Here is a 19,649-nt window from a genome sequence, read left to right as displayed (position 1 = left end):
CGACATAAGCGTAATAAACTGCTAAACCTTTATTTTTAATAAGAGTTAACGTTATGAACGCGATAAGCCAGCTACGTACACTCACCTTCACCCTTGCTTGTTTGCTTTTATCCAGCTGCTCGAGTATTCCTGAGGGAGTAACACCCGTACAAAATTTTGAGGCGCAACGCTACTTGGGGAAATGGTACGAAATTGCCCGCCTAGATCATCGCTTTGAAAGGAATATGCAAGATGTAACGGCGGATTACCGCCTAAACAAAGATGGCAGTATCGAAGTTTTGAACCGCGGCTATAACACCAAAAACCAGCAGTGGGATGAAGCCAAAGGCAAAGCCAAATTCGTTGCAGCACGCGATGTTGGTCACCTTAAAGTCTCCTTTTTTGGCCCCTTTTACGGCAGCTATATTGTGGCCGAACTAGCCGACGACTACAGCTATGCCTTGGTCACGGGGCCAAATACCGATTACCTATGGATACTCGCCCGCACACCCGCGCTTAACGATACTGTTTATTCCAGCCTGATTCAAAAGGCCGAGCGATTAGGGTTTGATACTGAGGCCGTTATAAAGGTGGAGCATTCGAGGCTGTAAAACATATGACACCTTAACAGCCCCCCCCCTCAAACACTTCGCTTAATAAGTACTCAACGCCGTAATATCAGGTAATACGATTATGCTTCGAGATGGCGTATCTTGTTATTTATGCAGGTAAACCATTGACGTTATAGATGTACCTTATGGACACAAGAGTAATACTGATTATTGTTAACAACACAGGCCATGCCGTTGCCTGTACGGATATTCGCTGCGGGGCTTTTAGTAACTTAAATGTAGGGGATACCCTGGCTAACGGGGAGACGGGCACTTACACCTCTGACACTCATGATAAGAGCTTTGTAACATGGGCAATGGTCTCCGGTCCTGGGGCTTGGGAAACAGGAATGATATGCCCGCAGTTTTCCCACAATAGCGCCTACGGCTCCGCTAAAGCTGGCCTACAGCACTACTCGCGAACGGGCACTCCAGCAACATTCACTTATCACCTAGGGCAAGACAACCAAGCAGATTGGAGTAGTGGTAACAGTTATTGCCCCACCAACGGGCTAAACTATGGAGGCTGCAGCAAAAGTTAAAATAATTTGCTGCCACAGCATAAAACCCAGAAAACAAACAAAACCATTAACGCTTCGATTAGTTTCGCTTACACTGGCCAACATTAAATAACATGTGATTATTTCAAAATGTAAACATGCGTTTGAATGACTAAGGCCATCATAATGACACCTACAACAATAAAAAAGATTAGCGCCCTTCCATCGCCCAAAGAGCACTGGTTAAAAGGCAGTTTAGGTAATTTCCAGCCCGAACAACTACACACCTACCTTTATGCTAAAGCTAGTGAATTAGGCGATATTTTTAAGGTTCGCATGCTAACAAAGCCCTTAGTGGTTATATCCCAGCCAGCAACAGTGCAAACCATTTTAAAACAACGGCCATCACACTATCGCCGCGTTAACCAGATGGAATCTGTTTTTAAAGAAATGGGGCTGCACGGTGTTTTTTCTGCAGAGGGGAAACAGTGGAAAGAATACCGTCAATTAATGAACCCTGTATTCAAACCCAGCCATATTAAACGCATGCTGCCCACGATTCACAAAATCACTCAACGCTTTCGCGATGTGGTTGCGCAACAGCCTGAACAAATCGACATTCAAGCTTTATTAAAAAAACTTTTGGTCGATATTACCTCTGAACTCGCCTTTGGCTACGATTTAAATACCTTAGCCAACGACAACGCCGACTTACAAGGCCATTTAAGTTTTATTTTTTCAAATATTGGCCGGCGAACAAAATCCCCCATTCCTTACTGGCGTTATTTTAAATCGGCGCAAGATAAACAGCTTGAAAAGTCATTAGCCATTACACGCACTGAAATACAAAACTTTATCAATACCCGCAAGCATGAACTTAAAAGTACTGATACGACAAATAATATTCTCGACGCGCTGCTGCTAGCCAAAGATCCGGATGGCCAGCCGTATTCTGATGACGTGATATACGGTAATGTGCTAACACTACTGCTGGCAGGGGAGGACACCACGGCTAATACACTAGCCTGGACATTGTATTTTTTGTCGCAAGATTTACCACTGCAAGAAAAAGTACAAAACGAGATTGCCGCCCACTACCCTGCCGATGGCAAACTAACGTGGGAAAGCCTTGATAATTTCCCGCTCACCTTTGCTGCGTGCCAAGAATCTATGCGTATGCAACCAACCGCGTCTTTTCTATTTTTAGAGCCATTAAGCGACGAAATCATTTTAGGCCACCATATTCCCGCCGGCACAACCGTAGTGCTATTACTGAATAGCGGCGCCCATAATACCGAGCTATTTCCCAACCCCGAAAAATTTATACCCGAACGCTGGCTAAACTTTACAGCCGAACAAAAAAAGCAATCGGCCATAGAACTTGCCCCTTTTGGCGGCGGCGCACGCTTGTGCCCAGGTATGCAGCTGTCGTTAATTGAGCAAAAGATTACGCTTATTGAATTACTGCGCGATTTTAAAATAGAGCTGAATAATGGCGGCAAGCCTGTGAACAGCTGTTATCGCTTTGCTGTAATGCCCGACAACCTTATTGTTGATGCCATTAAACAAAAAGCCACTTACGGTACATCACAGCCTGCCGCTAAGGTGGAAGCCGCACCCGCGTAACACCCCAATTTAAGCAACAGATTTTATAAAAAGGCAGGCAAAAGATTCTTTAATTTTTGCCTGCCTTTTTGCGTTTTAACTTGGCCGCCAACGCAAGCACTTCTAGGCAACTGCCCAGCATAACGAATAAACCCATAAGCGGCGCCTGCACATTTTGCCCCTGCACACCCTTGCCCCGAGCAGTGTGGTTAGCATCGCAATGCCCATGTTTACAATATAAGCACTGCCAACTAGTGCTCAAAACGGCAACATCAGTGAAAATACAGGCGCCATATTAGTGATTTTTTGATAGTCATATCACACTAAAAACAGACGAACGAATTGCCAAATAACGGAGAATAAAAATTAAAGTCTGACACCGTGGTACAATTTCGCCGCTGCTTGGCAGTTGCGGCGCTAGCCATCTGAACACCCGCCCTGCTCCTGCCCGCGCACAATAAAAATATAACACAGCATTAATAAGTGAGATTGAGCCTGCCAATGGCTCTCACGAGGGGACGACCACAGTGAGCAACAAAACACCTACAAAACCATTACTAAGAGGATTTTGCCGTCTGGCGATAATAGCCTCTGCGAGCACAACCTTAGCCGCCTGCGTTGCCGGCAATAACAGCAGCTCATCCGAAACAACAAGCTCTGCCATTTCGAGCGAAGCGTCTTCAAGCTCATCCTTAGCGGTAAGCTCATCCAGCATTACAATTAGCTCATCGCCTGCAAGCAGCGCGCCAATAACGACCTCTAGCAGCATTGAATCCAGCGCCAGCTCTGCTGCGGGCCCGTTCGAAACACTGCGCATTCAAGCGCAAGATTACGACCGCGTAAACTTTAACGAAGCTACACCCGGCACCCGCGAAGGCACCGCTACCGGCATTTGCGCCGAAGGTGGCGCCGCATTGATGGACCTTGTAAATGTAACCGACCAAAATGGCATTTGCGCCATCGGCTACACCATAGAGGGCGAGTACGTTCAATACCCCATCGACATTCCCGCTGGCGAATACGACATTACCCTGCGCACCGCATCGGATACCGGCAGCGACGCCACCCAAACACTCACCCTTAACGGCAGCAGTTTAGGTGCGCTCAGCACTGCAGCCCAAGGCTGGGAAACATACGGCTCTACTACCTTGCGCGGCGTTAGCATTAGCGGCGGCGCCAATGTACTCACCGTCACCTTCACAGGCGCGGCATCTAACCTTAACTACATCGAGATTTCCGAAGCGGACAACACCGCAACCTCTAGCAGCCAAGCAACCAGCTCTAGCGCGGCCAGCTCCACCGGCGGCGGCAACATGCTGGGCACGGTTATTGACGATAACGACTACAACCCCAATAAATCCAAAGGCGTAATGCGCTACGGTAGCCCAGAATTTTATTTAGGCGGCTTTGAAGCCGGCAACTACGCCTGCTTCGACAACGTCAACCTGACTGGCGTTAAAAGCCTAAATTTACGCTATGGCCGCCTGCACGACTCCATCGGCCGCGTTGCTGTTTATTTAGATAGCGCCGCCATCACAGAAGACCCTGCCGCAAACAACCCAGAGCAAGGCACCAATATTGGCGAATTCGAAACCACCAGCACCGGTGCCTACGAAAACTTCGATAACGTATCTTTCCGTTTAAACAGCCCAATTGAGGGTGAGCAAACGGTTTGTTTCCGCGCGGTATTTGGCGGCGGCGTTATGAACCTCGACCACTTTACTTTAAGCGATGTAGATACCGGCCAAAACCTAACCCCCACCAACTACACCTTTACGGCGCCAACCGCACCGACACAGCTCCCCGCTATTAGCGTTGCCGACGGCCAAGTACTATTTGGTGGCGAAGCTAAAAGTATTGCCGGAGTCAGTTTATTTTGGAGCAACTTTGGCTGGGGCGGCTCGGGTTTTTACACCAAAGAAACCGTTAAATCTTTAAAAGACAACTGGAATGCAAAACTCATTCGTGTAGCCTTCGGCACCGACGACTACGGCAGCTATTTTGATGATTTTTGGAGCCATCGCTTAAAATTGTTTGAAGTCGTTAATGCCGCCATCGAAAACGATATGTATGTAATTATTGATTGGCACGCACATATCATTAAATCGGATCCAACAAACCCAGCGCGCAACCCAACTGCATTCTTTAAAGAAATGGCCGAAAAATACGGTAGCTACAATAATGTTATTTACGAAATATTTAACGAGCCATTAGACGAAAACTGGAGTGGTAGCATCAAGCCTTATGCCGAAGGCGTAATTAACACCATCCGCACGATCGACCCCGACAATTTAATTATTGTAGGCACGCGCAACTGGTCGCAACGCGTTGACGAAGCCGCTAACGATCCCATTAACGGCACCAACATCGCGTACACCTTGCACTTTTATGCCGATACGCACCGCGACGACATTCGCAGCTTCGCCCGCACGGCCATAGAGAAAAAAGCCGCGCTATTTGTAACCGAATGGGGCACCGTGGCAGCAGCAGGCACCGGTAACGCCAACGCAAGGGAAACATTGATTTGGATGGACTTCCTACACGAAAACAATATCAGCCACGCCAACTGGGCACTGGTCGATAACCTCACCAAAGAGCGCACCAACCCAGCCAGCGATAAACACGGCTCGTCTATTTTAAATTTAGGCAGCGACTTTTACGGCAACTGGAGCACTGGCGATCTTACCGAGTCAGGCAATCTCGTGATGGACATTCTCGAAAATTGGGACAATTGGGATAGCTGGAATAAAGCGCCCTACCAATAAACCCAGCCAATCTTAAACTAAACACCTAAAAAGCGCGAAGCCGGCCCCAGCAATTGGGCGCCGGCTTTTTTATAGCTAATCAAAACGTACCGGAATGTATTAAAGGCTCCACAAAAATAGTATTTTTTTGTGAGAGCACAGACAGCGCGGCTGATTAGAATAACGCACGGGACAGGAGCCCCTCATTAGACATTGCACAATGTCGAGGAGCAGCTATCGAGGATCAAAAACCTAAAGCGGCTATCGCGAGAAAATGTATTTTTGAGCTGCCCTTAAGCCGCCTTAGGCCTTGGCCAAACTTCTAAATCGACCATATCAGCCAACAACCATAAACAATCGTGCGCCGGTAGTAACGCGTTGACATGCACCATGCTCGTCTTTAATTGTTCGTGCTGATTTAATATTTGACTAAGCTTTTCAATAAAAATTTGAAAGTTATCACTCACACCATAAGTAACTGCTCCGCTTTGCGCTACAGCGGCCAGCATGGGGGCCAGTAGCTTTTTAGCCTCTTTAATTGGAGTGCTAACCTCTTCGTAAAGCCGGAAAATCACTACCTGAGCATCCGGTAAATTCTCACAGCAAGCTCTTTGCTGCTCCTTGCGCGTTACACTTTTATAATGATTAACATAAAGCTTACTGCGTATAGCTGCAATTTCTGAGACTTCAGGAGCATTAAATTCCTGCAAATTATGCTCGGCATCTTTTAACCATTGAATAAAATTCTCTGGCGCCTGCGGCTGCTTAGCACCTAGCGCATCAACAATAGCAGGTATGCGCTGCAATAATTTGGCGTAAGCAGCTTCTTTGGCGATTAATGATTTACTCATCAGCTATTACTCCGGAATTAGTTTTCGCGTAATCGTCCCGTTTTTAGCCTCCATTCTGTGCCACTCTACGCCCTCCTCTTGAATAACCAATTTGATATGTACCAAGCTATCAGGGGATTTCTCTTTTAAGATATCGGCCTCAATTGTGACATCCAACTGCTCAAGCACAGACTCAGCATTAACAGGTTTAATTGCACCACTTAAATTAGTTGCGATGCGTTTTGCTAACAGCTCAAGACGATTATCGCTATCATTGGTCGAATCCTCGTCGTGTTGCAGCGCAACCGAAGCCTTAGCCACATTAACCGCGAAATTTTTGAGGCCTTGCGTTTCGCCACCAACCAACAACTCCTTTTCAAGTATTGCGCTTTGCTCACTAATAACCTGCCTTAGACGCAAAGAGTGATCTTTAGAAAGGCTTTTTTTTCCCAAGCCTGCAAGCACCTCTTTATAAGCGGCTGCGTTAAATTCGCGGTTATCAATAGGCTCTAAATTAGTTGTTTTTTGTATCTGGCCTGCATCAATGGCAATAGGAATTGTCATTTCTACATCTTTTAGACGCATGCGCGGTACAGGAAAATGTTCTAACAGCTCATGCTTTGCATAGCTTTCTGCAACGCGCACCGCTTGTAAATCGGCACTGACGCGAGCCTGTTGAATACTGGACACTAAGTTGCCAATATAATCATGCAGTTTCATACCAACCCCCTAAAAGCGCCCGAAGGCGCTCAATGGTTATGCGCTAACAATGCTATCCTCGAGTAACGTTAGCACGCGATCTAAACCTGCAGGCAATTCATCTTGCACGGCATGAACTTTCACATTCAACGAATATGATTTCTCGACTTTTTCACCTTTAGAAGACGTGCGCTGATAAGATGCGGACGCTTTAAAATTAACCACTTTATAGTTAATTCCCAGCTCGGCGCTGGCCGCAAATTTAGAGCTAACATTTGAAGTTTCTGTCGATGTAAGCCGTGCATTAAAATCTATATCCAAAGTATCTATGCGTAAATTTGGCGTTGTTAGCATAGTAATAAAAGGGACTTTAAGCGACACATCAGATTTTATGTACTTCTCGTTTGCTGGCCCCACTGCGGTGTCAGGGTCGAAATCCGGATTAGGCGTGCTCTTTTCATAGTCGAAATTAACATATCGAATTTGCGTACCGCCCGAGCCGTTATCTTCAAAACCCACTTCTTGAATAAATTCAACCGCCGCCATTGAAGAAGCTTGCTGCGCTTGCACTGCCGCCTGCAATGGACCACCAATATAAACGCCAAAATCCAGGCTATTGAGTTCTGCTACTAAATCAGACATAACATTTACCTCCGCACTGCTTAATAATATTGGAGAAAAACCTCCAAACCTCATCCCTGATAAACACGTTAATGCACTAGAACATTAAAATGTTGCTCTTCACTAGTGTGAGCTTGCTAAGTATAGGTAAGACAAAGGCCTTTACGATGGGTAATATTCACCAAACCCATGTGATAAATTCACCCACCATAACGGTACAGAACTTTTTAGATTAAAAGAGGATAGCGCCAAGAAAAGGCATAACTTAACGATGCAAAAATGGCCGCATGCCGAGGCCTACAATCACATAGTAGTCGCGACAATCATCGCACGAAAATATAATAATCAAGCGACCACTTATCGGATTATTAACTTCTGTATATTTAACAATGTAACATTACAACTTAATGCCTGCTTTCAACTCCATTCGCACATTTTTGCTTTGCTTTAAATCAAATTTGTCTGTGGCGACTAATAACGATAAATAAGGCGTCCAAAACTCCAACGATTTGGTATAGCTTTTAAAATCATAACCGCCTTCCACCTTAAACCATGATATAGGCTTATAGCCTAGCAATGTTCGCGTAAAACGCACCTTGTCGTAAGTTTCTTGCTCTGCAGAAAACAGCAGCTTTTGGTACTGATAAGTCAGTTTAAATTGAGAGTGTACAGGCAGTGTTTGTTTTATATTTTTGAAGCCATGCTTCCCCGATAACGCTGGCACTTTATAAGATACGCCATTCTCATCAACCCGATTGCGATCACTAACCATAACAGCTTCAGTATGCGGTGCATGCTTCCAATTTATCCGCCCTGAAACATCTTCAAATAGCGCCGAGAAATGCCAGTCTTCGTGCAGCTGCCACGCTAAGCCCAAGTCAAAACCATAACCATAACCCGATGCAGGATCCGTTAATGGGCGATCAAGGAGTACCTCTTCGGTATAAACATAATCCACAACCAAATCAGCATAGGGGCGCCGCTCGGTTTGCCATAGGCGCCCAGCAACTTCACCGTATAACACATCATCCGACTCGAAGTAGCTGCCAGCGACGTATAACTCTAGAGCAGGCAACGGAGAAAAGCGATAACCTAAAGTTGCACCAGTTGCATCTACCTGCTGTACATTCAAATAAATATCAAAGAATTCATCAACGGGAAAGTCAATATCATTTTGATCAAGATATACAAGATTAAAGGTATCTCCAACAGTTCTAAAATAATAATCCTGCCGTTGAAAGAATGATATTTCTACACCTCTATACCCCATACCCACAGCATATTTATTGTGAGTAAACTCGTAACTCCCATCATCCGGAAAATCGCCCTGAAAATCATTATCAAAGGCTTCCAGTGGCATATTCTCGCTATAAGTAAAACTTCTTGCAGACACGAAGGGGTTAACTGTTGAATACCACTTTTTATTGTTATCGCCGCCCCAGCACAATAACGGCGCGAAGGTTACACAACATATAATTACCGAACGAAATAAATACAGGTTATAACTCATTCCCATCCCACTTGGTTTACAGCTTACCTAACAAAAAGTATAGGTAAAAAAAAGGCTGCCGAAGCAGCCTTTAACTCAATTTTTTAAATATTTACTGAATTACTCAAAAATATCTAACGAACCAAATGTATCATCAGAGTAATTTACAACCACTCCGTCTACAGTCGCGTACTCAACACCTTTTAGTGAAATACTGCCCGTCCAATCACCATCATCCTCGGTAAATACTGCAGTCACGCCATCACGATTTTTCATCGTAACACTTTGTGCTGTCGAGTCATCATCGTCAATGGTGGCGGTAGCTGTTAATTTTTTACCAGGCCATTTTAATGAGAAAGTCGATGTCGCAGCTAACTCAGCAGAACGGGTAGCCGAGAAAGAAGCCTTAACTGCGCCGATAACGCCCGCTAAATTAGCATCGAAATTTAATGCCACGCTTAGGTCTGCATAATTTTCATCCGTTTCGGTGTCAGTTGCGGTCTCTTCTCCTGCGGACCACATTTCACTAAAGGTAACACCAGAGCCATCACCAACAGCAGAAAAGCTAACTTTCATACTGTCGCCCGATGAATTCGATACAGAGCCCCAAAGACTAAAGTTAACCGCCTCTACATCTAAGGTCGTCGATTCTGAACCGCCATTATCTGACCAAGTCCATGTCTCGTTAACATCCAGCATGCTAAGTGTTGTATTCAACTGGCCAGTAAACGAAATAGGATCAGCAACAGTTTCAGAAACTTTCTGCATCGCCGTAATGTTGAGCATCAAGGATACATCTGTGACAGTAAGATCTTCTGTTTCACTACCTTCATTTTCACTCATTACAGCCATTAAGCTACCGACTGAGAAGTGAGACGTATCTTTAACGGTCAAACTAACAGAGCCTGAATCTGCCGTTCCGCCAATCATCACATTACCCATCGCGGTCTCGGTTTCAACACCTTCGCTGCTCACATCGTCTGTGGTTTCAACACCATCAACAGTGGCCGCCATATCGATGGCTACTGTCGACTGGTTCACCATCACATCTCCAGCCACCATCAAAGCAACAGAGGTTACTGTTTGCTCTTGCGTTTCTGCATTGGTTTCCGTAGTAGGGGTAATGGTAACCACAATGCCGTCTGATGAAGTCCAGCTAGTTAGCGCGCCATCTTCGTCGTACGCCTCGTAAGCCCTGGCCATAGCTTCAACCACCATAGCTGTAGCTTCAACGGCATCTTCTAATCCGGCGCTGGTCGCAAGCTCTGCAGCTTCTACCTGCATCTCAAACCCTTCAGACTCACCAAGTACGGTTTTATCATCACCCAAGCTTGCCATTTCCACCGAGGCGCCAACATCACCCAAGGTAAGGACAAATTGCTTCACCTTATCTAGCGCGGCAAGCCCAACAGTATCACTCACAGTACCCTGCGAGCCTTCGGTCGATGGTGGTGTATTGAGTGCGTCATTCTGGTTACTGGTGATTTGCGTAGTAATGGTCGAAAGCGTTGGGATCGTTACATTCGCTACAGTGGCAGCCTGACTAACTTGCGTAATAATCTGATTAGCTTGCGCAAAGATCTCGGCCAAATCGACCGTATTTGCGGCAATAGAATCATCGGCATTGGTCACAACACCATTCGCTAAGAACTGAGTGGTAAAGTCCGCGAGTGATTGTTCAACGGTGCGCGCGGCATTATCAAGGCGGCTCGCACCTATAATTGATGGCCCTAATAGGTTGTAGTTAAGGTCCTCTAAGTTAGCAGCAGCTACCGCTGCAGGGTTAGTCAAGTCCACAACAGGTAACGATGTTATGTCCTCGTCAATATCGAATAGATCAGCAATGCGCGAGTTAGCCGTTGATATACTCGTGATGATTTCGTCCAAATTGCTAGTCGCTGTCAACGACGACAATGCGAAGGACGATGACAAATCTGTGAGTGTCGTTAAGTTAACAGTAGGCGTAGTGTTTACACTAACCGAAGGCACAATGGCATCAAGTTTAAAAGTTTCTGTATCGGGAGCATAAAGCTCACCAAAATTAATTGTGGTATCGCCGATACCACAACCAGCAGCAATATCACACATCATGCGTGTATCAGCGTTAGCCGAAACCCGCACAACAAAGGGCGCACCAAAGCTGGTTTCCGGAATTGTAACGGAGTAAAGGCCTGAATCGTCGGTCACGCCGGTAGCTATCGGCGCGGTACAATCTACGGCACCGCTTACCAGCGGACATGCCGCCACCAAACCGCTTCTAACAATACCCTTAGCTGCCGTACCCGTTACAGCAACCGTTTCCCCCTCTTCAGTGACCGGCGGGTCAATCACTATGGGAGCTGGGTCATCGTCGTCACTACAACTACAACCCTGTGTTAAAGAAACAGCCGTCATGGCTGAAAGAATTAAGGCGCGTGCATATGTATTCACTATCAGTCTCCAGTTCTTCAAGTGAAGTAGCGACCCTAACTCGATAAATCAAGTCGCTACATCGAGGCGTAAAAAGGCAAAAGTTAAATCCCATACACCCGTATGGGGCTTACTCAAAAAACTATAGAAGCGATTCAAGATCACGCCAGCATATCCACTATAAAACATCCTTTTTTTTGCCTTTTGTTTTGGCGTAGAAGGTGTTTAGATAACCGTCAACAGCAGTTTCAGTCAGATTACGCATAAGCACCCCCATAAGCCTTCCATTTAAGTCTTGCGACTTTTTCACCAAACACTCCGGCATAGGTAAGATGCACAGCTAGAAATAACGCCCAAATAATAGACTTGACAGGGAGGTACAAACGGGGATAATACCGCGTCCTTATTTAGGTCACGTTCAGAAAGCCAACCATATATCTGGTACAACGCTTAGCAGCAACCAGAGCGCGTTCGGTCAAATACTGCTGTTACTGGTATAGAATGTGATCACTAGGTTTTCTTTGAATTTATTTGATTTGTAGGAGCACTACGGTGGCCAATTCACCTCAAGCACGCAAGCGCGCTCGTCAAAACGACAAAGCACGCGCACACAACGCCAGCCTACGCTCAATGGCTCGCACTTATATTAAAAAAGTAATTTCTGCGATTGATGCGGGCGATGCACAAGCAGCGCAAGCAGCACTTAACGCAGCAGTGCCAGTTATTGACCGCATTGCAGACAAAGGCATTATCCATAAGAATAAAGCTGCTCGTCACAAGAGCCGTTTGAACGCTAAGGTAAAAGCTTTAGCGGCCGCTTAATCAAGCAGCCCTGCCAGAAACACCAAAAGCCGAGCAATGCTCGGCTTTTTTACGCCCCGCTTTCACACCCCCTAACAATGCACGCACAAAGACGGCGTTAATTATTTTTCTGCCAATCCTTTCTCGTCCTTCCCCAAAGCCAACTATACTGCTATTTAATCGGTGCTAGAATGCCGCCAGATAACAACCGCGATAAGGCACGCCCTATCTGATTGCTAAGACAAACGCATGACGCAACCACCCCAAAAACATCACATCCTGCCCAGCCTTGCGGATAAGTACATTTGCTTAGCAAAAGATGAGATGCTTTGGCAAACCAATCTTAAACGCGCCATGGGTATTGTTGCCAAACATAGCCAGCAAGCTGTTGACGTAGCAAGGTGCGGAATTTGGCTTTACAGCAATCCTCAAGCAACCGAAAAAACGCTTAACTGCCAAGCATTCGCTTGCGACGGGCCAGATACCAACACCGACGAGCTAAGCATTCACGCCGCGGACTACCCCCCCTATTTTGCAGCCCTTGAAGATAACCGCGTTATCTGTGCACACAATGCCAGAACAGATCCTCGCACAGCGTGTTTCGCCGACACCTACCTAGAACCATTCGATATTACCTCACTGCTCGACGCCACCCTTCACCACGAAGGCGCAGCTTCCGGCGTTATTTGTTTTGAGCACATCAAAACCATGCGCCAGTGGAATGAAGAAGAAATTAACTTCGCCACATCCGTTGCCGACTTGCTTTCGCAGCTCATAATGTATTACTCACTGCGCAACAGTGAGATGCGATACCGCACAGTATTCGACAGCACAGGCGATGCCCTAGTCATTGTGCGTAACAATGTGGTTTGCGATTGCAATGCAGCAGCGTTGAAGCTGTTTCGTTGTAACCGCCAGCAATTTATTGGGCATCCCGTCGATAAACTATGGCCACTGTCTGAACAAAACCCCAGCGAAACCTATACCCGCTTTGAATGGCTACAAACACGCTGGGACAATACACAGTTTTATACAGACGTTACACTAACCCGCGCAAAACTAGAGCAAGAAGAACACCTTATTGTTTCTGTGCGCGACATCTCCGGCAAGCGGCAAGCGTCAGACCAACTTAAAGCCTTAAACTCGCTACATTTAGCCATTTTTGACGGCACCAATTACTCCATCATAGCGACCGACCTGCACGGCATCATCCACACGTTTAATCGCGCAGCTGAGCAAAGCCTGCGCTATAGCGCCGAAGAGGTTATCAATAAACAAACGCCGCTTATTTTTCACACTCCAAAAGAACTCACTTGGCGAGCAGAAACCCTAACCCGCGAGCTGGGCTACGAGCTTTTACCTAATTTTGAAGTACTTGTCGCCAAGGCAAGGCTAGGCCAAATTGAAGAGTACGAATGGCAATATCAACGCAAAGACGGCACCGAACTGCCAGTATCACTCGCGGTCGCCCCACTAAGAGACACCCAGCAAAATATTAGCGGTTTTTTATTTATGGCCGCCGATATCACAGAGCGCAAGCGCGCCAACGAACAGCTAATAGATTCTAAACGGGAAATGGAAAGGCGCGCCAACCACGACGGTTTAACAGGCCTCCCCAACCGATCACGCCTACACGACGTAGCCGCCATAGCCATTCATAACGCACACAAAAGCGGCAATAAAGTAGCCCTGATGCTACTAGACCTTAACCGCTTTAAAGATATTAACGATACATTAGGGCACTCCATTGGCGATCAAATCCTAAAAGAAATCGCCAAGCGCTTGCAGCCGATGCTAGTGCGCCATGGTGCATATTTGTACCGGCTAGGTGGCGATGAATTCGCCATATTAATCGCCAAAATCCAAGAGGGCGACGAGGCTATTTCCCTCGCGAGTTTTATTGATGCCTCGCTGCGCAAACCTATTGTATCGGACGGCATTTCATTAGAAATAGGCGGCAGCATTGGCATCGCCGTTTACCCAGACCACGGCGAAAATAGTCACGCTTTACTACGCTGTGCCGATGTCGCCATGTATAGCGCAAAATCTAGCGCGCAGCCTTTAGCTTTTTACGATGCCGCCCAAGATGCCCACAGCCCTCGCCGCTTGATGCTAATGGCAGAGCTTGGCAATGCCATCCGCCAAAACGAGCTTGTTTTACACTACCAACCCAAAGTCGATCTCAAAACAGGGCACTGCGTCGGCTGCGAAGCACTCATTCGCTGGCAGCACCCCAAGCTTGGCCAAGTCCCCCCTTTTGAGTTTATCCCCATGGCCGAAATGACCGAGATCATTAAGCCTTTGAGCGAATGGGTTTTGGTAAAAGCCCTAGAACAAACCAAAGAGTGGCACCGCAAAGGGATTCCCATGAAGGTGTCCATTAATCTATCGGCCCGTAACTTGGTTGATTACGACTTTCCACTACTGGTTGAGCGGCACCTAAAAAACAATGACTTTCCAGCGCAATCGCTGGAGGTTGAGATCACCGAAAGCGCACTTATCAGCGACCCCGAACGCAGCCTGCAAATCATAAAACGCATTCACGATTTAGGCGTGCGCTTTGCTATTGATGACTTTGGTACCGGTTACTCATCCATGGCTTACCTTAAGCGTTTACCCTTAAGCACACTCAAAATTGACCGCACTTTTGTCTCGGATATGCTCAACGACGAGCAAGACGAGATGATCATCAAGTCCACCATTGGCCTAGCCCATAGCTTTGGTTTAAATGTTGTTGCAGAAGGGGTGGAAGACGAAGAAACCATGCAGCACCTGGCACATTTAAACTGCGAAATTGCACAGGGGTTTTATATTGCCAAGCCACTACCAGCCGCAACGTTTGAGCAATGGTACATTCAGCACAATAAGCGCTAACACTGCAAACACATTTCCCTGCGCAAAGCGACGCGCTAGAATAACGCCACCGTCCTCACCTTAGAGCGCAGTATGAATATCGAAGCATTTGAAAAGTGGTCTATGATTTTAGGCATTACAGCACTAATAGGCTTTATGGGATTTATTATGTGGGACCTCGCCAAGCAATCAAAAGCAGGCCGCTTTGGAACAATCATGATATTTGTCGTACTTGGGCTTGGCCTGCTTGGCTTTATTATTAAAACCGTTGTTGTTTCTGTGTTGGAGCAATAACCGCACTTAAGAGCCCTTTAAATTAAACGGGAGCAGGCCTGTAACCATTTTCAGTAATCCAGCGCTGCACACTCCCCTTTAGCCCTACCCGAAAGCTGCGCTGCTGCACACCAAAATTATCGGTACAGCGCCGCCCCAATAGCAAAGCAGGGCGCTCCACCGAACACGGCCAAGGCTCTTTGGTAATGGCTAGCTCCGATACACACAAGCCCTCACCACGCAACAAGCGCGCAACCGCATCAGCAAACTCGGCCTCACTACAATTATCACTAGTGTGTACATGGAATACTCCCCAGTTTTCCGCGCCACACAATATTTGCTGAACCATAGCCACAATGGTTTTAGCGATTTCAGGCCAAGAAATCAGCGCCCCAGAAGCAACTTCAGATACATTTAAAACAGGATTATTTAACAAAGCAAAGCAAATACGCCCCAATAGACCTTCATCTGTCGGCGCATGCGAGCAGGACGTCAGCGTCCAAGGCATGCGCAATACAATGGCATGCTCCAAGCCTAAAACGGTTTTTTCAGCCGTCAGAAGGGCTTCACCCAAGGCATCATCAGGCTCAGGAGATAAGCTTTCCGACAGATCACTTTGCGCAGCACCAAAAACACGATAGGAAGATAAATGAATTAACGGTAAGTCTTTTTCGCCACAAAGCTTTACCAAGCGCTGTAAACCCTCAGCACAGCTAGGTTCGGTATTAGCATTAATGACAACGTTGATTCGCTCACCCTCAAGGTAAGTCACCATATTATCTGCCGTCAGCGTCAGAAAGTCTGGCGTAGCCGCCCGTAGCGAAAAGGCAAGCGCCTCAAAGGCTGCCTCTAAGGTCTCATAAAATGCAGGCGATTCAGACACAACTAAAACTCTAAAGCCCAAAAAAATTCTCCCAAAAGCTATACGGCAATAAAATAAATTAACGGCATTTATAGCATAAAACACAAGTCGTTCAGCATAAATTTAACGACCTACGCACCGTTAAATAAAGCCAAACCTATAATAAAAAACCCCAATAAATGGGGCTTTTTAAATACAGATTCACTACACCCAGCGGTGCTTAGAACGGTATGTCATCATCAAAACTGTCCATGCTTGGCGCGGGGGCAGGCGCTGGCTGGCGAGCTGGAGCAGCCTGCTGCTGAGGAGCTTGCGCTGCTGGCGCTTGATTATAAGCAGGCTGTGCCGCTTGTTGTGGCGCTGGGCGTTGGGCAGGAGCTTGCTGATAACCACCCTGCGGCTGCTGGGAGGGCTGCTGTGGGGCGCCACCATAATTAGGTTGTGCCGCTGACTGCTGGCCATAACCACCGCCGGCGCCGGCGCCATCACCACGGCCACCTAACATTTGCATTTCGCTGGCAACAATTTCAGTGGTGTACTTATCAACACCGGCCTGATCTTGCCACTTGCGCGTGCGCAGAGAGCCTTCAACATAAACTTGGCTACCTTTACGTAAATATTCACCCACGATTTCCGCCAAGCGATTAAAAAACACAACGCGGTGCCATTCTGTACGGTCTTGTCGTTGCCCTGATGCTTTATCGGTCCAGCTATCTGTTGTGGCTATGCTGATATTAGCAATCGCACCGCCTGCTTGCGTGTAACGCACCTCAGGGTCTTGCCCTAAATTGCCCACCAAGATTACCTTGTTAATACCTTTGGCCACTGTTCGCCCTCTCTCATTCAATAAACACAATAATTTGATAGCTCAAGCTAGGTACCGCGCAGGCCCATAGCTCTTTTACCCGTCAATAATGCACGTCGCATTATTTTAAATATTCATCCAGCGCTTGCTGCTCAAAGCTATCATTCACTTTAAGGTACAGCAGCTGTTGCTCAGCAACCCATGCGCACTCTACCACGCCCGTCACCTTCGTCATAAGGGCTGGACCTGATATTGGCTTTTTTTGCGGCACGCACAGCGATTTTAAATAGGGCGGCGCCTGCATAAATACAGCAACAATTAGCCAAATTAAGCAGCTTGCGCCAGCCAGCATAAATACCTCAGTAACACCAAAGTGCTGCACTACATAACCACCAACAAAACCACCGGCAGAGGCCCCCAAAAACTGGCATGTAGAATAAACCCCCATGGCGGTACCCTTGCTACCAGCGGGCGCTTGTTTACTCAGCCAAGATGGTAATGTCGCCTCCAGTAAATTGAAGGCCGTAAAAAAGCAAAATATGCCAACCAACCACTGCCAACTTAAACCGCCACCTAAAGCTAGGCCAAACAAGCTAAACATCAAAATCGCAATTGAAAGCAACAGCACACCACGCACTTTGCGCTTGCGCTCGGCAACATACATAAAAGGCACCATAGCGATAAACGCCAATAGCATTACAGGTAGGTAGTAATGCCAGTGGGCATCGTTCGCCTTACCTGCAGCCTCTAGCACCAAAGGCGCCGCAACGAAGGTTGCCGTAAGCACAAAATGCAAAATGAAAATCGCGACATTCAAGCGCAATAAGTGGCGGTTTTTTAAGGCCCTGCCAAACAAAGCCGGTACAGCTAGGCCCTCTGCACCGCGCAAACTATGCGCCGGGGGATTAGGCACCACCCGCCATAAAATAACAATGCCAATGCCCGCCAACACCGACGCCACCCAAAAAATGGCACTTAAACCACCCGCTGCAGCCAGCATAGGGCCCACAAACATCGCCACCGCAAAAGAAAGCCCAATAGAAGCACCAATAACAGCCATCGCACGGGTGCGATTTTGCTCGCTAGTTAAATCACCAACCAATGCCAGCACAGCACTCGCAATAGCGCCGGCTCCCTGCAACGCGCGGCCAATCATCAAGCCCCATACGCTATCGGCAAATGCGGCTACCACACTACCCAACGCAAAAATAATCAAACCCAATAAAATAACCGGTTTTCGCCCCCAAATATCTGAAAGCAAGCCCAGCGGGATTTGAAAGACGGCTTGCGTTAAGCCGTAAATACCTAGCGCAGCCCCCAGCAAAAAAGGCGTTTGGTCGATGTAATCGCGGCCATAGAGCATCATTACAGGGAAAACCATAAACAGCCCGAGCATGCGAAACACATACAACAGCGCCAGCGAACCTACAATACGCATCTCAGAAACAGGGGTAGCGTTACTCACATCCACTCCAAGCCATTCGTTATGGCTAAATAAACAAAGGCCGCGATTCTAGCAGCCTAACCCCCACCTCTAAAGTAGCGACTGCGCAATTTGGCCAACCAACACACCCCGCAAACAAGCACAAGCGCTGGGATTGCCCGAAAACACGACAAAAACATCCGATTCCCCTAGATTACAGTCAATAGCAAGCGCACAGTCTAGTTACACATCTTCGTTTCAGTTACAATGCCGCGCAAAGTACTAGGTATAGAAAATCATCAAAGGTCCCCTAGAAAGGCCAACCCTGTACACTCGCGAGCGATAGAAAACAAGGCAATCACTGTGACCATCAAAGAAGTTAGCGTCGATGAAACCGGGCAAACATCACCGCCCGAGCAAGACTCCCTCCCGAATACAGCGGCCACAGAACCTAAAATTAAAGCCGAGCCCGAGGCACAAGAAGAAGCCCTAGCGCCGGTAGAAGAAGTTGAAGGTATCACGTTGTTTTCGGTGGTTAACAGCCTGCAAACAGGTCTGCTCGCCAACCTTATTAGCACCCAAACAAACCTACCTTGCGCCATAGAAACCACTTACACCAAGCGTATTTCCCATGTCAGCCTGACAATAGTCGATTGCCAAGGCAGAAGCTTTGATGACCTACAATCGTTAGTGCGCAGTATTCAAGGCCATAAAACCGAGCTACGCGTTGTACTGTTAAATGCCGAAAGTGAAAGCGAACACGAAGAGCTGCTTGATTGGCCGTGTATCGTAGGCGTGTTCTTCGACGATACCGACCAAGAACAACTTACCCGCGGCCTAAACTGCATGCTTAATGGCGAATACTGGGTACCGCGCCGCCTACTTCATCACTTTTTACAAAAGAACCGCCGCGCACCCAGCTCGCGCAAACTAGAAATAAAATTAACAAAACGAGAGCGCCAAATATTAAAGCTGATTAAAAATGGCGCGACTAACTCAGATATCGCCAAGGTACTAGAAGTCAGCGAGCACACGGTTAAAAGCCACCTGTACAACGTGTACAAAAAAATTGGCGTGCGCAACCGCCTAGAAGCAAACAACTGGGTCCGCGACATGGACAACATTTAAAAACGGCGCCTTGTGCG

At 47.1% G+C, this 19,649-nt stretch carries 16 protein-coding genes; 8 read left to right on the top strand and 8 right to left on the bottom strand.

What is annotated here, in order from left to right; all coding sequences use genetic code 11:
* The first annotated feature begins 53 nt into the window (after positions 1-53).
* The 4 genes from MARGE09_RS07960 to MARGE09_RS07945 all read left to right on the top strand — a co-directional run bounded on the left by MARGE09_RS07960 (position 54) and on the right by MARGE09_RS07945 (position 5,460).
* Positions 54-590, top strand: a complete 537-nt coding sequence (locus MARGE09_RS07960; RefSeq protein ID WP_236986801.1) for a lipocalin family protein — start codon at positions 54-56, stop codon at positions 588-590.
* Between the two features lie 146 nt (positions 591-736).
* Positions 737-1,132: a hypothetical protein gene (locus tag MARGE09_RS07955; RefSeq protein WP_236986800.1), complete on the top strand. Its 396-nt coding sequence runs from the start codon at positions 737-739 to the stop codon at positions 1,130-1,132.
* A gap of 144 nt (positions 1,133-1,276) precedes the next feature.
* Positions 1,277-2,716, top strand: coding sequence for a cytochrome P450 (locus MARGE09_RS07950; protein WP_236986799.1), 1,440 nt, complete (start codon positions 1,277-1,279; stop codon positions 2,714-2,716).
* Positions 2,717-3,222: 506 nt separating this feature from the next.
* The gene (locus tag MARGE09_RS07945; RefSeq protein WP_236986798.1) at positions 3,223-5,460 is read left to right on the top strand and encodes a cellulase family glycosylhydrolase; all 2,238 of its coding nucleotides are present in this window, start codon (positions 3,223-3,225) and stop codon (positions 5,458-5,460) included.
* A gap of 272 nt (positions 5,461-5,732) precedes the next feature.
* On the opposite strand, the gene MARGE09_RS07940 is transcribed toward MARGE09_RS07945, so the two are convergent.
* The 5 genes from MARGE09_RS07940 to MARGE09_RS07920 all read right to left on the bottom strand — a co-directional run bounded on the left by MARGE09_RS07940 (position 5,733) and on the right by MARGE09_RS07920 (position 11,508).
* Entirely contained in the window at positions 5,733-6,290 is a 558-nt protein-coding gene (locus MARGE09_RS07940; protein WP_236986797.1) for a hypothetical protein, read from the bottom strand.
* A 6-nt stretch (positions 6,291-6,296) separates the two neighbouring features.
* Positions 6,297-6,989 (bottom strand): hypothetical protein, encoded by a 693-nt coding sequence (locus MARGE09_RS07935; protein WP_236986796.1) that lies wholly within the window; start codon positions 6,987-6,989, stop codon positions 6,297-6,299.
* A gap of 36 nt (positions 6,990-7,025) precedes the next feature.
* Entirely contained in the window at positions 7,026-7,610 is a 585-nt protein-coding gene (locus MARGE09_RS07930) for a DUF2589 domain-containing protein (protein WP_236986795.1), read from the bottom strand.
* A 376-nt stretch (positions 7,611-7,986) separates the two neighbouring features.
* Positions 7,987-9,099, bottom strand: a complete 1,113-nt coding sequence (locus MARGE09_RS07925) for a DUF5723 family protein (RefSeq protein ID WP_236986794.1) — start codon at positions 9,097-9,099, stop codon at positions 7,987-7,989.
* A 99-nt stretch (positions 9,100-9,198) separates the two neighbouring features.
* On the bottom strand, positions 9,199-11,508 hold the full coding sequence (locus MARGE09_RS07920) for a hypothetical protein (protein ID WP_236986793.1): 2,310 nt from the start codon (positions 11,506-11,508) through the stop codon (positions 9,199-9,201).
* Positions 11,509-12,039: 531 nt separating this feature from the next.
* Between MARGE09_RS07920 and rpsT the strand changes: the two genes are divergently transcribed.
* The 3 genes from rpsT (at position 12,040) to MARGE09_RS07905 (ending at position 15,435) form a co-directional block, all read left to right on the top strand.
* Positions 12,040-12,309, top strand: coding sequence for a 30S ribosomal protein S20 (rpsT, locus tag MARGE09_RS07915; protein ID WP_236986792.1), 270 nt, complete (start codon positions 12,040-12,042; stop codon positions 12,307-12,309).
* Positions 12,310-12,537: 228 nt separating this feature from the next.
* Positions 12,538-15,162 (top strand): bifunctional diguanylate cyclase/phosphodiesterase, encoded by a 2,625-nt coding sequence (locus MARGE09_RS07910; protein ID WP_236986791.1) that lies wholly within the window; start codon positions 12,538-12,540, stop codon positions 15,160-15,162.
* 72 nt (positions 15,163-15,234) lie between these two features.
* A complete protein-coding gene (locus tag MARGE09_RS07905; protein WP_236986790.1) occupies positions 15,235-15,435 on the top strand; it encodes a DUF2788 domain-containing protein in 201 nt (66 codons plus the stop codon).
* A 22-nt stretch (positions 15,436-15,457) separates the two neighbouring features.
* Here the strand turns inward: MARGE09_RS07905 and MARGE09_RS07900 are convergent, their stop codons facing one another.
* From MARGE09_RS07900 to MARGE09_RS07890, 3 genes are all read right to left on the bottom strand, one after another.
* Entirely contained in the window at positions 15,458-16,297 is an 840-nt protein-coding gene (locus MARGE09_RS07900; RefSeq protein WP_236986789.1) for a sugar nucleotide-binding protein, read from the bottom strand.
* A gap of 199 nt (positions 16,298-16,496) precedes the next feature.
* Positions 16,497-17,102: a single-stranded DNA-binding protein gene (gene ssb, locus MARGE09_RS07895; protein WP_236986788.1), complete on the bottom strand. Its 606-nt coding sequence runs from the start codon at positions 17,100-17,102 to the stop codon at positions 16,497-16,499.
* A gap of 100 nt (positions 17,103-17,202) precedes the next feature.
* Positions 17,203-18,546: an MFS transporter gene (locus MARGE09_RS07890; protein WP_236986787.1), complete on the bottom strand. Its 1,344-nt coding sequence runs from the start codon at positions 18,544-18,546 to the stop codon at positions 17,203-17,205.
* A gap of 321 nt (positions 18,547-18,867) precedes the next feature.
* On the opposite strand from MARGE09_RS07890, the gene MARGE09_RS07885 reads away from it, so the two are divergent.
* Positions 18,868-19,632, top strand: a complete 765-nt coding sequence (locus MARGE09_RS07885; RefSeq protein ID WP_236986786.1) for a LuxR C-terminal-related transcriptional regulator — start codon at positions 18,868-18,870, stop codon at positions 19,630-19,632.
* Positions 19,633-19,649: the final 17 nt, after the last annotated feature.

The organism is Marinagarivorans cellulosilyticus (assembly GCF_021655555.1).
Taxonomy (GTDB): Bacteria; Pseudomonadota; Gammaproteobacteria; order Pseudomonadales; family Cellvibrionaceae; genus Marinagarivorans; species Marinagarivorans cellulosilyticus.
This window is presented reverse-complemented; position numbering and strand designations above follow the sequence as displayed.

Excerpts from the sequence above, each read along its gene's own strand:
- MARGE09_RS07930 (WP_236986795.1), bottom strand. The coding sequence starts at position 7,610 with ATGTCTGATTTAGTAGCAGAACTCAATAGCCTGGATTTTGGCGTTTAT.
- MARGE09_RS07960 (WP_236986801.1), top strand. The coding sequence starts at position 54 with ATGAACGCGATAAGCCAGCTACGTACACTCACCTTCACCCTTGCTTGT.
- MARGE09_RS07910 (WP_236986791.1), top strand. The coding sequence starts at position 12,538 with ATGACGCAACCACCCCAAAAACATCACATCCTGCCCAGCCTTGCGGAT.
- MARGE09_RS07955 (WP_236986800.1), top strand. The coding sequence starts at position 737 with ATGGACACAAGAGTAATACTGATTATTGTTAACAACACAGGCCATGCC.
- MARGE09_RS07925 (WP_236986794.1), bottom strand. The coding sequence starts at position 9,099 with ATGAGTTATAACCTGTATTTATTTCGTTCGGTAATTATATGTTGTGTA.
- MARGE09_RS07935 (WP_236986796.1), bottom strand. The coding sequence starts at position 6,989 with ATGAAACTGCATGATTATATTGGCAACTTAGTGTCCAGTATTCAACAG.
- MARGE09_RS07905 (WP_236986790.1), top strand. The coding sequence starts at position 15,235 with ATGAATATCGAAGCATTTGAAAAGTGGTCTATGATTTTAGGCATTACA.
- MARGE09_RS07950 (WP_236986799.1), top strand. The coding sequence starts at position 1,277 with ATGACACCTACAACAATAAAAAAGATTAGCGCCCTTCCATCGCCCAAA.
- MARGE09_RS07940 (WP_236986797.1), bottom strand. The coding sequence starts at position 6,290 with ATGAGTAAATCATTAATCGCCAAAGAAGCTGCTTACGCCAAATTATTG.